13 protein-coding genes are annotated in these 14,349 nt (G+C 60.0%); 8 read left to right on the top strand and 5 right to left on the bottom strand.

The window, feature by feature from the left end:
- The coding region (locus tag ACTG36_RS12610) for a LacI family DNA-binding transcriptional regulator (RefSeq protein WP_439142512.1) at positions 1-914 on the bottom strand (914 nt) is incomplete at its 3' end.
- 91 nt (positions 915-1,005) lie between these two features.
- Here ACTG36_RS12610 and ACTG36_RS12605 point away from each other — a divergent pair.
- The 5 genes from ACTG36_RS12605 to ACTG36_RS12585 are packed head-to-tail and all read left to right on the top strand — an operon-like array spanning position 1,006 to position 6,973.
- Positions 1,006-2,535, top strand: a complete 1,530-nt coding sequence (locus ACTG36_RS12605) for a tripartite tricarboxylate transporter permease (protein ID WP_375282189.1) — start codon at positions 1,006-1,008, stop codon at positions 2,533-2,535.
- Complete coding sequence (locus tag ACTG36_RS12600; protein ID WP_375282188.1) at positions 2,532-3,008, top strand: tripartite tricarboxylate transporter TctB family protein; 477 nt, start codon at positions 2,532-2,534, stop codon at positions 3,006-3,008. The genes ACTG36_RS12605 and ACTG36_RS12600 overlap by 4 nt, the downstream gene beginning before the upstream one ends.
- Positions 3,009-3,053: 45 nt before the next feature.
- Positions 3,054-4,025, top strand: a complete 972-nt coding sequence (locus ACTG36_RS12595; protein ID WP_375282187.1) for a tripartite tricarboxylate transporter substrate binding protein — start codon at positions 3,054-3,056, stop codon at positions 4,023-4,025.
- Positions 4,026-4,085: 60 nt separating this feature from the next.
- The gene (sauS, locus tag ACTG36_RS12590) at positions 4,086-5,489 is read left to right on the top strand and encodes an acylating sulfoacetaldehyde dehydrogenase (RefSeq protein WP_375282186.1); all 1,404 of its coding nucleotides are present in this window, start codon (positions 4,086-4,088) and stop codon (positions 5,487-5,489) included.
- Positions 5,486-6,973, top strand: coding sequence for a class I adenylate-forming enzyme family protein (locus ACTG36_RS12585; RefSeq protein WP_439142508.1), 1,488 nt, complete (start codon positions 5,486-5,488; stop codon positions 6,971-6,973). The genes sauS and ACTG36_RS12585 overlap by 4 nt, the downstream gene beginning before the upstream one ends.
- Here the strand turns inward: ACTG36_RS12585 and ACTG36_RS12580 are convergent.
- From ACTG36_RS12580 to ACTG36_RS12565, 4 genes are read right to left on the bottom strand one after another with little or no spacing between them, the layout of a single operon-like run.
- Positions 6,959-7,705 (bottom strand): peptidase, encoded by a 747-nt coding sequence (locus ACTG36_RS12580; RefSeq protein WP_375280370.1) that lies wholly within the window; start codon positions 7,703-7,705, stop codon positions 6,959-6,961. The two genes, ACTG36_RS12585 and ACTG36_RS12580, sit on opposite strands and share 15 nt — an antisense overlap.
- Before the next feature lie 31 nt (positions 7,706-7,736).
- Positions 7,737-8,534 carry a transglutaminase family protein gene (locus tag ACTG36_RS12575; protein WP_375280369.1) on the bottom strand — a complete coding sequence of 266 codons (798 nt, stop codon included), beginning with the start codon at positions 8,532-8,534 and terminating at the stop codon, positions 7,737-7,739.
- Positions 8,535-9,476 (bottom strand): alpha-E domain-containing protein, encoded by a 942-nt coding sequence (locus ACTG36_RS12570; RefSeq protein ID WP_375280368.1) that lies wholly within the window; start codon positions 9,474-9,476, stop codon positions 8,535-8,537. It lies immediately after the preceding gene.
- Position 9,477: 1 nt separating this feature from the next.
- Positions 9,478-10,902 (bottom strand): circularly permuted type 2 ATP-grasp protein, encoded by a 1,425-nt coding sequence (locus ACTG36_RS12565; RefSeq protein WP_375280367.1) that lies wholly within the window; start codon positions 10,900-10,902, stop codon positions 9,478-9,480.
- Between the two features lie 237 nt (positions 10,903-11,139).
- On the opposite strand from ACTG36_RS12565, the gene ACTG36_RS12560 reads away from it, so the two are divergent.
- From ACTG36_RS12560 to ACTG36_RS12550, 3 genes are all read left to right on the top strand, one after another.
- Complete coding sequence (locus tag ACTG36_RS12560) at positions 11,140-12,240, top strand: Gfo/Idh/MocA family protein (RefSeq protein WP_375280366.1); 1,101 nt, start codon at positions 11,140-11,142, stop codon at positions 12,238-12,240.
- Between the two features lie 13 nt (positions 12,241-12,253).
- On the top strand, positions 12,254-13,141 hold the full coding sequence (locus ACTG36_RS12555; RefSeq protein ID WP_375280365.1) for a TIM barrel protein: 888 nt from the start codon (positions 12,254-12,256) through the stop codon (positions 13,139-13,141).
- Positions 13,142-13,215: 74 nt separating this feature from the next.
- Positions 13,216-14,349, top strand: a complete 1,134-nt coding sequence (locus tag ACTG36_RS12550; RefSeq protein WP_375280364.1) for a Gfo/Idh/MocA family protein — start codon at positions 13,216-13,218, stop codon at positions 14,347-14,349.

The raw sequence follows: 14,349 nt of genomic DNA, 5'->3' as shown, positions 1-14,349 counted from the left end.
GTGCGCGCAGGCAACCTGACCGTGGTGATCGCCGGTTCGATTTCCGCCGAACCTTTGAAGTCACCGATCCCCACAATTGTCACGTCTTCCGGCACACGCAGCCCGCAGGCCGCAGCCCCATACAAAGCCCCTGTCGCCAGAATATCATTCCCACAGATCAATGCTGTGGGGCGGTTTCTCGGTGAAAACAACGCACTGGCGTCTTTTTTCGACGCCGAGATGCTGTAGACGGTTTGTAAGGACCACGCCTCAGGCAGGTCGATACCTGCGGTTTGCAACGCGCCCAGCACGCCTTGGCGCCGGTCTTGGGCGCGGTCATTTCCGCCCGTGGGCGGAAACATGCAGGCGATGTTGGTATGGCCCAGCGACAAGACATGCTCGGCAATCAAACGCCCTGCCAAGGCATTGTCCGCCCCGATCGCCGGATAGCGAGACCGTGGCGCGTAGTTCCACATCAGCACGGCGGGAATATGTTGGCTGTCCAGCAATTGAAACACGGCGTCGTCGTGATCCAGACCGGTCAACACGACCCCATCGACCCGATGCTCCAGAAACTTCCGCAAAATCGCATATTCACGTTGTTGGTCGTATCCGTGGGACGCCAGCAGAATGGTGAACCCCTGCTCGGCCACGGTGTCGGAGAAGGCCTGCACCACTTCCGCAAAAATTGCGTGGTCCAGGGTTGGCACGATCACGCCAATCGTGCCCGACCGGATGCCATGGATCGTCTGCGCGGCCCGATTTCGGATATACCCCGTCCGCCGGACAGCGGAATCGATGCGTTTGCGGGTCGCCGGTTTCAAAAGCTCGGGGTGATTGAAGTAACGCGACACCGTTGATGCAGAGACGCGCGCGGCCTTTGCCACATCCAGAATATCCGCTTTTTTCTGTTTTTTATCAGATGTCTGGGCCACGTCTTTCGCCAATTTATGAAAACATTTGCAAAACTATTTTCATCCCCTAGCGTGGATGGTCAAGCCGAAGTGTGGGAGGCGCCGGGGCGAGATGGACTTTTTGTTCTATATGGGTGACGTCTTTACACCCATCAATTTTGGTCTGCTGTTGCTGGGAACCATCGGCGGCTTGATCCTTGGGGCGACACCCGGTCTGTCGCCCACCATGGCTGTGGCCTTGTTGATCCCGTTCACCTTCAAACTGGAACCCCAGCAGGGGCTGATCCTTTTGGGGGCGGCCTATACGTCGACTGTGGCAGGCGGCGCGGTGAGTGCGATCTTGCTGAAGATTCCCGGAGCACCTGCCAACATCGCCACCACTCTGGACGGGCACACCATGGCCACCAAAGGCGAAGGCGCCAAGGCGCTTCAGCTGTCGTTCATTGCCTCCGCAATCGGCGGATTATTCGGGGTGTTCTTGCTGATTTTCCTCACGCCTGTTTTGGCCCAGTGGGCGCTGGCCTTTGGCCCGTCGCATCTGTTCTGGCTGGCGATCCTTGGGGTGACAGTGATTGGCACCTTGGACAGCAGTTCCGTCGTCAAAGGTTTGCTGTCGGGCTGTATCGGGCTGTGGCTGGCGACCATCGGGTTTGACGACATTATGGGCGCGCAGCGGTTCATTTTTCACCCAGCGGTGTCTGGCGGGATCAACGTGATCCCTGCCCTCATCGGGCTGTTCGCCATCCCGCAGGTGATCACCATGTTCACCAAAGGCCGCCGGTCCGACGATGCCGAGGTGATCACCGTCAAGAAACACCCCATCCGGTTGGCGTTTGTTGAGGTCTTCAAACGCAAGACCGCACTGGCCATCGGCACCATCACAGGGTCCATCATTGGGCTGATCCCCGGCGTTGGTGGGCAGATCGCAGGGCTGGTGGCCTATGACCAATCCAAGAAATTCAGCAATGAACCCCAGAAATTCGGGACCGGCCATTCCGAGGGCGTCATTGCCGCGGAATCCGCCAACAACGCGATGGTCGGCCCGTCGCTGGTGCCACTGCTGACCCTGTCGATCCCCGGATCGCCCACGGCCGCCGTGTTGTTGGGCGGGCTGTTGATCCACGGAATTTTCCCCGGCCCGGACCTGTTCATGAACTACCCCCAAGTGGCGTGGACATTCATCGACAGTATGCTGATCGGCCAGCTTTTGATGTGCATCTTCGGGCTGTATATCGCAGGGCTCGCCGCGTCGGTCGCGCGGGTGCCCCATGCGGTTATGGCCGCGATTGTGTTGGGCCTTGCGGTCTTCGGCAGCTACTCGGTCCAGAATTCCATGGGCGATGTCTACGTCATGGCGAGCCTTGGCCTCGCCATGTATTTCCTTGAACGCTTCGGCTTTTCAGCAGCGCCCTTGGTCCTCGGCCTGATCCTTGGCCCCATCGCTGAGGCGAACTTTATCCAAGGGTCGATGATCGCCAATGCCACCGTAGGACAAGCCACCTATTTCTTTACCGGCTGGCTGAACTGGCTGCTGATCGCGATTGTGTTTGCCTCGGTCAGCTATTCGATCTGGATGGAAATCGCCCAGCGCCGCTACACCACCAAAGACGATGCCGTCGCCAAAGAGGAGGCCCTGTCATGAGCCGCGGCACATCCGACCTGCCCCGCAACCAGCACATCGCGGCCTCAGGCGTGATTGCCGCCGTCGGCGTCACTGTTGCATGGATCAGCTTCACCCAAGAGCCCGCTGACGCCTTCATCTTTCCGCGCCTGATCTCATCGGTTTTTGCGGTTTTGGCGATCTGGACCTTTGTGAAAGCCCTGATGGGCCGCACCAAGGTCGGCAACGGTCTTTCAGCGACGTCCATGCGCAATATGGCCCCCGGCCTGATCGTGGCCGTCATCTACATCTTCTGGGCGGCCAAGGGGCTGGGGTTCTACACCGCCACGACGATTGCCTTTTTCATCCTTGTCTCGCTCTACGATCCGGCCCCGCATGGGTCGGCCAAAAGCTGGGGCAAACGCATTTTGATCACCGCCGGGTTTATGGCGGTCATGTATGGCCTTTTCGCGCAACTGCTGAACGTGTTCACACCGCGAGAGGTCCTTTTCTGATCGTCCATCAAGGGCGGCAGATTTAACCTTAGGGAGGAGAAACCAATGAAGAAATGGATCGCAGGGGCCGCATTGGCCCTGATGGCCGCAACCGGCCCCGCCTTTGCGGACGGACATGCGGATTATCCGGACCGGCCCATCATGATGATGGTCAGCTATGGTGCGGGCGGGGCCACGGACTTTCAGGCGCGCATCGTGACGATGACCGCTGGCAATGAAGACGCGCTGGGCATGCCCATCGCGATCGTCAATCGCCCCGGAGCAGGCGGCCGCGTGGGCTGGAACTGGTTCGCCACGGAAGCCGAGGGAGACGGCTATACCTTGGGCGCCTACAACATCCCCCACTTCATCGCCCAATCCATCGAAGGCGGTGTCAGCTATTCCACCGATAGTTTTGAACCTATCGCCAATTGGGGTGCAGACCCGGCTGTGTTTGTCGTGGGCGCGGACAGCGATTTCAATTCCATGGACGACGTTGTGGCCTACGCCAAGGACAACCCCGGCGGGCTTACGTTCTCGGGTGCGGGTCTGTTTGTGGGTCACCACATCGCAGCCTTGCAGCTCGAAAAGGCCGCCGGTGTCGAACTGGCCTATATTCCCAACAACGCAGGCGGTGCCGGTGCGATGCGCGCCGTCATCTCGGGCGAGGTTCTGGGCGGCGTGAACAACCTGTCTGACGCCTTCCGCGCGCAGGCGGCGGGCAATGTCAAAATCCTTGGCATCTTTGATCTGGAACGCAACGCAGAATTTTTGCCAGACGTGCCGACAATGATGGAACAGGGCTATGACATCGACAACGCCTCGGTGAATTTCCGTGGCGTGATGGTGCCTGCCGGCACACCGCAAGACATCATCGACAAACTGGCCGAAACCGTGCCCGCGATGTTTGAAAACGGCCGTGTCCAAAGCCGTATGGCCGCAGGCGGATCGCCCATGCACATCATGACCCGTGATGAGGTGCTTGAAATGTGGGCCGCACGTCAGGAAACGCTGGAAGAGCTTCTGGCGGACCTCTAAGACCCATCGCGCAGCGCTGCCCGCGTGGCGCTGCGCAGACCCCTTCAGGAATTTTTTGTCATGACCGCCGCTGATCCCATCCAAGATGTCGATACCATCGTCGCCCGCGCCCGCGCCGCACAGGCCGCGTATGAGGCCGATGGATCACAGCTGGCCTATGACCAAGCCGCCCAAGCCGCCGCTTGGGCGATCATGGAACCCGCCCGCAACCGCCATCTGGCCGAACTGGCGGTCGAAACAACGGGCCTTGGCAATGTGCCCGACAAAATCACCAAGAACCACCGCAAGACGCTGGGCCTGATGCGCGATATCAAAGACGCCGCGACCCACGGCGTCGTGGGCCACAACCCTGCGAGTGGCATCACCGAAATCGCGCGGCCCATTGGGGTGATCGGGGCGGTCGTGCCCTCCACCAACCCCGGTGCCACGCCTGCCAACAACATCATCAACGCTCTCAAATGCGGCAACGCGATCGTTGTGTCCCCCTCCCCCAAAGGGGTGCCGACGTGTGAGGCACTGGTGGGCTACATTCACGCGGAATTCGACAAACTGGGCATCGACCGTGATCTGGTGCAAATGATCCCGGGGCGCGGATCCAAGGAAAAGACCCAGCGCCTGCTGGAAACAGCCGACCTGATTGTCGTCACCGGCAGCCAAAACAACGTGCGCCGCGCCTATACCTCTGGCACGCCCGCCTTGGCTGTGGGCGCGGGCAATGTGGCGGTGATCGTTGATGAAACCGCCGATCTGGCCGCCGCCGCCGACAAAATCCAAGCCTCCAAGTGTTTTGACAACGCGACCTCCTGTTCCTCTGAAAACGCCGTGGTGGTGGTCGACGCGATCTATGACGCCTTCGTTTCGGAAATGGCCCGCACAGGTGGTGCGTTGATTGCGGATGAGGCAAAGATCACAGACGGGCTTTGGGTCAAGGGCCACCTTAACCCGCGCGCCATTGCGCAAGACGCCAAGGACATGATCGACGCCTTGGGCCTGACAGATGACGTCCCCGAAGGCACCGAATATATCGCCGTTGAAACCGCAGGCATCGGCCCCGATCATCCGTTGTCGGGCGAAAAACTGTCCCGCGTCTTGGCCGTCTACCGCGCCCGCGATTTCGATGATGCGGTCCGCATCACGCGCGAGATTGAACTGCACCAAGGGGCCGGTCATTCCGTTGGCATCCACACAACCACCGACGACCGCCCGCTGATCCTGGCACAGGCCGTCCCCACCAGTCGGGTCATCGTCAATCAGGCGCATACGTTTGCCACCGGTGGGTCGTTCACCAATGGCATGCCCTTTTCGCTGTCCATGGGCTGCGGGTCTTGGGGCGGCAATTCCATCGACACGAATGTGCATTGGCGCCACTTTATCCAGACCACGAAGATCGTGCGCGAAATCCCCAAAAATGAACCGTCACTGGATGAGATTTTTGGCGCCTATTGGGACGCGGCCGGCCGATGATCTTCGATCCTGCGGCCCCTCCCCAAGGCACGGTGCGCGACTGGCTGGACGCACGTGCAGCGGCGGGTGGTGTGGCGCTGGTTTTTCCCGAAACCGACGACACGCTGACATGGAAAGACCTACGCGACACCGCGCGCGACATGGCCCGTGGGCTGACTGGTTTGGGCGTCGCCCAAGGCGAAAGCATCGCCATCGTCCATCCCAACGGACGCGAGGGGGTGCTGGCGCTTTATGCGGCTCTTTATGGCGGGTTTCGCGCCACGATGATCAATCTTGCCGCCGGCCCCAGCGCCATCGCCTATGCACTTGATCATTCCGGTGCGCGTTTCGCCTTTGTCCATGACAGCCAGACCGCCACGATCCGCGATGTCGCCCCAGACGGGCTGCGCATCATCAGCGCCGATATGTTGGGTAAGCCGCAGGATATTCCGGCATTTGACGCCACGGCCCATGCTTTATTGATGTATACGTCCGGCACCACAGGAACGCCCAAAGGCGTTGTGCACACCCATGCGAGCCTTCTGGCAGGCGGTTGGACAGCGGCCCTCGCCCATGCATTGACCCCGCAGGATCGCGGGTTTTGCGTCCTGCCGATTTATCACATCAACGGGCTGTGCGTGACGATGATGGGCGCGCTGGTGTCGGGCGGGTCCTTGGCGATGACGGCGAAATTTTCAGCCAGCCGGTTCTGGGATCAGGCCGGGTCATCACAGATCACGTGGTTTTCTGTGGTGCCCACAATCATCAGCCACCTGTTGCACAGTGACACAGTCCCCGACGCGGCCACGCGCGCGCGCCTGCGGTTTGGCCGGTCCGCGTCCTCGGCGTTGGCGGTGGAAACGCAACAGGCGTTTGAGGACCGCTTTGGCGTGCCCATTGTCGAAACCATGGGGCTGACAGAAACCGCCGCCCAGATTTTGTCAAACCCCTTGCCGCCGGGCACACGCAAGATCGGCTCCCCCGGGGTGGCCTATGGCAATGACGTGCGCATCCTCACGCCGGAGCTGACCCCAGCCCCACCCCTGCAAAGCGGTGAGATCGCCGTGCGTGGGCCCAACGTCATGGCCGAATATCTGCGCAACCCCGATGCCACGGCCAAAACCTTTGCCGGTGACTGGCTGCGCACCGGCGATTTGGGGCATATGGACGCTGACGGCTATGTCTATGTCACCGGTCGCCTGAAGGAGCTTATCATCAAGGGCGGTGAAAACATTGCACCGCGTGAAATTGACGAAGTCCTCTATTCCGAACCCGACATCATCGAAGCCGCCGCCTTCGCGCGCCCGTGCAAAAGCTATGGCGAAACGGTTGAGGCCGCTGTGGCGATCCGGCCCGGTTCAACCGTGTCGGAAGACGCGCTGATTGCGCTGTGTCACGACCGTCTGGGCAAATTCAAATCACCCGATTGCATCCACTTTCTGCCCGAACTGCCAAAAGGCCCGTCCGGCAAAATCCAGAGGATGAAGCTGTCAGACCTCGTCTGACGCAATCTCATAGGTGGGCAGTTGGTCCAGCGCGGTCTTCAACGCCTCGCCCCAGCCGGTGGATATGGCGCGGTAAACAGGATCATCCGCCTCGATCCGTGTCCGTCTGGACCCGTCGTACATGCCATCCTCAAACAGATGCACATCAAAGGGCAGCCCCACCGACAGATTGGATTTCACCGTGCTGTCAAAGGACACCAACAACAGCTTCATGGCGTCTTCGAACGTCAGATCGGGGTCAAAGGCGCGTACCAGAATGGGCTTGCCGTACTTCGTCTCCCCAATCTGGAAAAACGGCGTGTCCTCCGACACTTCGATGAAGTTCCCCTCAGGGTAGACCAAAAATATCGTGGGCTGTCCGCCGGCGATCTGCCCGCCTACGATGATCGACGCTCCAAACGCATCGGCGGAGGCCGGACCGCCCGGCGCGGAATAGGAAATCACCTCTTTCAAGGTGGCCCCCACAAGCCGCGCAACCTGAAACATAGTCGGCTGGCTGAGGATGGACGGATCACGGTCATCGACGGCCTGCGTGCGTTCCTCAAGCAGGCTGATCATCGCCTGCGTGGTGGCCAGATTGCCGGCGGTCATCAATGTGATGTTGCGTTCGCCTGCAACGTTGAAATTGAACATCTTGCGGGTTGAGGCGAAGTTGTCGACGCCTGCGTTGGTGCGTGTGTCGGACATGAACACAAGCCCGCGGTTCAGGCGCATAGCGACGCAATACGTCATGGGGAATCCCTAAAGTGGTCTGGCGAAATACCTACTGCTGCACCTGCAAAGACACAACGAGGTTCTCATCCCCCTGCCCCATACGCAGCCCTGATATGGGGGCTGCATCCTTGGCATCTCGGCCAATGGCAAGCCGAACGTAGCGTTCATCAGGACAAATCTGGTTCGACACATCAAACCCGACCCAGCCAAGGCCCTCCACGTGGACCTCAGCCCAGGCATGGCTTGCGTCCTGCGCCACGCGGTCGTCCATAAACAGATACCCGCTGACATAGCGCGCGGGCGCCCCCAGATGACGGGCGGCGGCCACAAAAATATTGGCGTGGTCCTGACAGACACCACGGCCTTGCGCAACGGCGTCCTCGGCGGTGGTATCGGGGTTGGTCTGGTCCAGTTCATAGGCGACCTTGCCCAGAATGGCCTTTGACAGCGCATGATATCTGTCCAAATCACCGGTCACATCCCGCACACCGTCCGTCAGCGCCTGCACGCCCGTTTCCGCTTTGGTCATCGCGGTGGGTTGCTGAAAATACCACAAAGGGGCGCGGCCATAGACCGAACCCAAAATGCCGGAAGTGTCACGGGTTTCAACCTCTCCCTCCACCGAAATGGTCAGGGATTGCACGCCTTCTTCGGCGCACACCAGCCGCACCTGATTGCCGTGATGATCGCTGTATCCGGCTTCAACGGTGCCGCCGTCCACGTGCACGGCCCAGTCGGTCACGGTTTGCATCGGGCCATCTGTGGGCCACAGCCGCACCTGCTGCAAAGCGCCTAGAACGGGTTCGGCGTAGGTATAGACCGTCTGATGAGAAACCTTGATCCGCATTTACTGAATAAACCTGTATTGCTGTTCGATCATCCCGCCGATCATCGCGATATCCAGAATGGCCTGAGTGGTATATTCATGCAGCCCCTCCTCAAAAATCGAAGACACATCGCGGCCCGCGCAGCGCGCGTGCAACGCCTGTGCCGCAGCCAGACTGTCGCTGTGCCCGCCGTAGTCTTTCGCCAAAAGATCAAGGTTTTCCACTATCGCACCCGCGCAAAAGGCCAAAGACCTCGGGAACCGCGCATCCAGCATCAAGAACTGCACGATGTTGGCCGCGTTGTAATCGCCCTCGACCGCATGGCGGAACGACCGGTGGCCCGACACCGATCGCAGCACCATTTCCCACTGAACATTGTCCAAGCGGCTGCCCACAAAGGACGGTGACGGCAACAGCGCGTGGTATTTCACATCGATGATGCGCGCGGTGCTGTCAGCCCGTTCAATGAAGGTTCCAAGGCGGCAGAAATTGTAGATGTCATTGCGCAGCATTGTGCCATGCAACGCCCCGCGCACCAGCGCCGATTGCTGGCGAATGGCCTCCAAGGTTTGGGGCACATCCTCTTCCGCGATGGGCTTTTTCAACAGCTCTGTCAGGACCATCCACGTCTCATTGACCGCGCACCATACCTCGGTCGTGAGTGCCGTACGCACCAGCCGCGCGTTGTCACGGGCCGCTTTGACGACCGATAAGACCGAACTTGGGTTCGACGGCTCCCGCAGGAGAAAATCGCAAACGTTCTGGCTGGTATAGCTGTCGTATTGCGCCAGATACCCCGCTTGCTGGGCCGAAGTCACGATGACAGACTGCCAGTCCGACGTCGGGTCGGAAGAGCGCGTGAGAGCAATCCGAAAGCCGGCCTCGATCAGGCGCGCGGTGTTCTCTGCGCGCTCCAACCCTCTGAACATCCAGTATAATCCACCTGCGGTCTTGCCCAGCATATCAGTCCTCCAGCACCCAAGTGTCCTTGGTGCCGCCCCCTTGGCTGGAATTCACCACAAGGCTGCCCTCGGTCAGGGCCACGCGCGTCAACCCGCCCGGCGCGATATCAACCGACCCCGGCGACATCAGCGCGAAGGGCCGCAAATCTACATGGCGCGGGGCCAGACCGGCCTCCGTGAAAATCGGCACAGTGGACAGGCTCAACGTGGGTTGAGCGATGTAATTGGCGGGGCGCGCCTTGAGTTTGGCGCGGAAATCCTCGATCTCTTGGCGCGAGGCCGCAGGCCCCACCAACATCCCGTAGCCACCCGACCCGTGCACCTCTTTGACCACCAGATCCGCAAGGTTATCGAGGACATATTTCAGCGTCTCGGGTTCGGAACACCTATGGGTTTCGACGTTCTTCAGGATCGCCTTTTCACCGGTGTAAAACTCAACAATCTCAGGCATATAGCTGTAGATCGCTTTGTCGTCCGCCACCCCCGTTCCGGGCGCATTGGCAATGGTGATATTGCCTGCGCGGTAGACATCCATGATGCCGGGTACGCCCAGCATGGACGTGGGGTTGAACGTCAGCGGGTCCAGAAATTCATCATCGACCCGCCGGTAAATCACATCAACCGTACGGTAGCCGCGCGTCGTGCGCACGGCGATTTTGCCATCCACGATCCGCAGATCATGCCCCTCGACCAGCTCCACCCCCATCTGGTCGGCCAGAAAGCTGTGTTCATAATAGGCCGAATTGTGAATCCCCGGCGTCAGGACCACCACAAACGGTCGCCCCTCACAGTTGCGCGGGGCGGAGGCCTCTAGGGATGCGCGCAGGTTTTTGGGGTAATCGCTGACGCGCTGCACCTTGATCTGACTGAACAGCTCCGGAAACATTTGCAGCATCGTCTCACGGTTCTCGAGCATATAGCTCACCCCTGAGGGGGTCCGGGCATTGTCCTCAAGGACATAGAATTCATCCTTGCCGGTGCGCACGATATCCGTGCCGACAATGTGGGTGTAGACACCGCCGGGCGGTGTGAAATCCATCATTTGCGGCAGAAACGCATCGTTTTGCGCGATCAGGGATGTGGGCACGATCCCCGCACGCAGGATTTCCTGCCGGTTGTAGATGTCATGCAGAAACGCGTTAATGGCACGCACCCGTTGTTCAACGCCACGGGCCAGCTTGGTCCATTCGCTGTTGGACAAAATGCGCGGCACCAGATCAAAGGGGATCAGCCGTTCTTCCGCATCCGCCTGCCCGTAGACATTGAATGTGATTCCGGCGCGGCGGAAAAAGCCCTCGGCCTCTTGGGTTTTCTGGGCCAAACGGGTGGCATCCTGCGCCGAAAACCAAGACCCGTATTTGACATAAGGCCCGCGCGGGGCCCCGTCGCCGATCATCTCATCGTAAAACTTTTCCGGATTAACCATGTCTTAGCTTCGGGGCATATGATCCGAAAGACAAGGATGACGTCGAAATGGGCAATTTTTTCAAATATTTGCGCCCTTTATTTAGGCACTTCGACGGTCTGTGCCGCACCTTGATGCACCCAATGCGTTTCGCGACCACACGCCCAATCCGACCCCTGCGCATTATTGCTATTGACCAAATGCACCAAAGCCAGCTACCCATTTTGCAACCGGTTGCAAACATCAGTCGAGGGCATCATGGCAGATATCGGAATTGGCGTCGTCGGCGGCGGTTATATGGGTAAGGCACATTCTGTCGCCTTTGCCGCTGTGGCCAGTGTTTTCGACACGGCATTGCGCCCGAAACTGGTGCATATCTGTGCGTCCAGCGATGAAAGCGCGGAACGTTACCGCCAGACGTATGGCTTTGAAAAGGCAACATCCGACTGGCGTGTCATGGTGGCCGACGCGCAGGTTGAGGCCATCGTCATCGCCTCCCCCCAAGCGACCCACCACGACATCGCATTGGCCGCCTTTGCCGCTGGAAAGCCGGTGCTCTGTGAAAAGCCGTTGGGCGTATCCGTGGCCGAAAGCCAATCCATGGTCGATGCGGCGGAGGCTGCGGGCGTGGCCAACATGGTCGGTTTCAACTACGTGCGCACCCCCGCCACGCAATACGTGCGCAAACTGCTGGACGAAGGCCGCATCGGCAAAGTAACATGGTTTCGCGGTGAAATGACCGAAGATTTCTTCGCGGATCCCGAGATAGGCGGCTGGCGCGGGCAAGGTGCTGCCAATGGCTGCATGGGCGATCTGGCCCCGCATATGATCAACTGCGCACGGGCCTTGATGGGGCCGATCACGACGCTCAACGCGATGGTACAGACCGTCCACCCCACCCGTGCGGGTGAACCCGTCACCAACGACGATCAGGCGCAGATGATGTGCACCTTTGAGAGCGGCGTGCAGGGACACATGTTCTTCAGCCGCGTCGCCACGGGCCGCAAGATGGGCTACGCCTATGAAATCCACGGCACCCACGGCCACATCCGTTTCGATCAGGAAGACCAGAACGCCCTGTGGCTGTACACGACCGAAGGGCCTGAGGCCGAACGCGGCTTTCGCAAAATCCTGACCGGACCGGAACACCCCGATTACCTGCCGTTTTGTCAGGGGCCGGGCCATGGCACCGGCTATCAGGACCAGATCATCATCGAGGCCAAGGATTTCCTGACGGCTATCGCGGAAAAGCGTGCCGTCTGGCCCACGTTCCGCGAAGGGCTTGAGGTCAACCGCATCGTTGCCGCCACACTCGCCTCAAGTGCTGCGGGCACTTGGGTCAACGTCGCAGATTACTAAAGGTACAACAGACATGATTAAAATCGGAAATGCGCCCTGTTCTTGGGGTGTTGAATTCGCAGACGACCCCCGCAACCCTGCTTGGCGCAAGGTGCTTGAGGAAAACGCCGCCGCAGGTTTCAAGGGGATCGAATTGGGCCCCGTGGGCTTCATGCCCGAGGATCCGGCGATCCTGTCCGACGCATTGGAAGAATTTGATCAAGAACTCGTCGGGGGTGTGGTCTTCCGCCCGTTTCACGATCCAGACGCTTGGGATGATGTGATGGACGGGGCCGTGCGCACCTGCAAGGCCCTCAAAGCGCACGGCGCGCAGCATCTGGTGCTGATCGACAGCATCTCACCGCGCCGCGCCCCGACGGCGGGCCGCGCGGGTGAGGCCGAACAGATGGACGCCGCCGAATGGGCCGCCTTTCGCGACCGCATCGCGACCGTCGCCAAAATGGGCGCTGAGGAATATGGCCTGACCGTGGGCATGCACGCCCATGCCGCAGGTTTCATTGATTTTGAGCCTGAACTGGAACGCCTGCTGGATGAGGTCGACGAGGCCATTCTGAAAATCTGTTTTGACACGGGCCACCATTCCTATGCGGGTTATGACCCGGTGGCTTTTATGAAAAAGCACATCGACCGCATCAGCTATATGCACTTCAAGGACATCGACCCGACCGTGAAGGCCGATGTCGTGGCCAAACGCACGGACTTCTATACCGCCTGCGGGCAGGGCATTTTCTGCAATCTGGGCGACGGAGATGTGGATTTCCCCGCCGTGCGGCAGGTGTTGCTGGATGCGGGATTTGAGGGCTGGTGCACGGTGGAACAGGATTGTGATCCTGCGGGCGACACCTCGCCACTGCACGACGCCAAACTGAACCGCGCTTATTTGCAGAGCATCGGTTTTTGATGCCAACCGGCCCTTCGGGGAGAGTTTTTTGGGCCAGATGAATAAAGGACCTGCGCCCCACAGGAGATGACGAGATGACACGATTGAACTGGGGTATGATTGGGGGCGGTGAAGGCAGCCAGATCGGGCCGGCGCACCGTTTGGGGGCACAGGCCGACGGCAACTTCGTGCTGGCCGCAGGCGCGCTGGATCACGACGCGGACCGCGGGCGCGATTATGCCCAACGTCTCGGCGTGGCCGCCGACCGCGCCTATGGCGACTGGCGTGAGATGCTGGCGGGGGAGCAAAAGCGTGATGACCGCGTTGATCTGGTGACCGTGGCCACGCCCAATTCCACCCACTTCGAGATCACCAAATCCTTTCTTGAGGCAGGGTTCAATGTGCTGTGCGAAAAGCCCATGACCGTGACCGTCGAAGAGGGTGAGGAGATCGTGAAGATCGCGCGCGCCACGGGCAAGATTTGCGCAGTGAATTACTGCTATTCCGCCTACCCGATGGTGCGCGAAATGCGGCACATGGTGGCCTCGGGCGAGATTGGCAAGGTCCGTCTGATCGTCGCCAATTTCAGCCACGGCCATCACGGCGATGCCACCGACGCCGACAACCCGCGTGTGCGCTGGCGTTATGATCCGGCTATGGCCGGTGTGTCGGGCCAATTTGCCGATTGCGGCATCCATGCGATGCACATGGCCAGCTTTATTGCAGGCGATGAAGTTGCTTCGCTTTCTGCCGATTTTGCCTCAACCATTCCCAGCCGAGAGCTGGAAGACGACGCCATGGTCAATTTCCGCATGGAAGGCGGCACCGTGGGGCGGCTTTGGACCTCTTCAGTGGCCATTGGCCGCCAGCACGGGTTTGACATTCAGGTCTTCGGCGAAACCGGCGGTATGAAATGGCTGTCCGAGCAGCCCAACCAAGTCATGTACACGCCCGTGGGCGGGCGCACGCAGATCATGGAAAAGGGCGAAGGCGGGCTGTCGGATGAGGCCAGCCGCCTCAGCCGTGTGGCCATTGCTCACCCCGAAGGCTTTCCCATGGCTGTGGCCAATATCTACGTTGATCTGGCTGCTGCGATCCGAGGGGAGGCCCATGGCGCCTACCCCACCGCCGAAGACGGTTTACGTTCCATGGCGGCTGTGCATCAGTCGGTGGCGTCTGCCAAAGACGGGGGCGCATGGGTCGATGCCCGTCCGCCGATGTTCCGCTAA

This window comes from Pseudooctadecabacter sp. (genome assembly GCF_965657175.1).
Taxonomy (GTDB): domain Bacteria; phylum Pseudomonadota; class Alphaproteobacteria; order Rhodobacterales; family Rhodobacteraceae; genus Octadecabacter.
Note: the sequence above shows the minus strand (reverse complement) of the source record. Positions and strands in the feature narration are given on the sequence as shown.

Bases quoted from the DNA above. Each gene is read 5' to 3' on its own strand.
- ACTG36_RS12550 (WP_375280364.1), top strand. From the start codon at position 13,216: ATGACACGATTGAACTGGGGTATGATTGGGGGCGGTGAAGGCAGCCAG.
- ACTG36_RS12585 (WP_439142508.1), top strand. From the start codon at position 5,486: ATGATCTTCGATCCTGCGGCCCCTCCCCAAGGCACGGTGCGCGACTGG.
- sauS (WP_375282186.1), top strand. From the start codon at position 4,086: ATGACCGCCGCTGATCCCATCCAAGATGTCGATACCATCGTCGCCCGC.
- ACTG36_RS12580 (WP_375280370.1), bottom strand. From the start codon at position 7,705: ATGACGTATTGCGTCGCTATGCGCCTGAACCGCGGGCTTGTGTTCATG.
- ACTG36_RS12605 (WP_375282189.1), top strand. From the start codon at position 1,006: ATGGACTTTTTGTTCTATATGGGTGACGTCTTTACACCCATCAATTTT.
- ACTG36_RS12570 (WP_375280368.1), bottom strand. From the start codon at position 9,476: ATGCTGGGCAAGACCGCAGGTGGATTATACTGGATGTTCAGAGGGTTG.
- ACTG36_RS12575 (WP_375280369.1), bottom strand. From the start codon at position 8,534: ATGCGGATCAAGGTTTCTCATCAGACGGTCTATACCTACGCCGAACCC.
- ACTG36_RS12595 (WP_375282187.1), top strand. From the start codon at position 3,054: ATGAAGAAATGGATCGCAGGGGCCGCATTGGCCCTGATGGCCGCAACC.
- ACTG36_RS12555 (WP_375280365.1), top strand. From the start codon at position 12,254: ATGATTAAAATCGGAAATGCGCCCTGTTCTTGGGGTGTTGAATTCGCA.
- ACTG36_RS12600 (WP_375282188.1), top strand. From the start codon at position 2,532: ATGAGCCGCGGCACATCCGACCTGCCCCGCAACCAGCACATCGCGGCC.
- ACTG36_RS12560 (WP_375280366.1), top strand. From the start codon at position 11,140: ATGGCAGATATCGGAATTGGCGTCGTCGGCGGCGGTTATATGGGTAAG.
- ACTG36_RS12565 (WP_375280367.1), bottom strand. From the start codon at position 10,902: ATGGTTAATCCGGAAAAGTTTTACGATGAGATGATCGGCGACGGGGCC.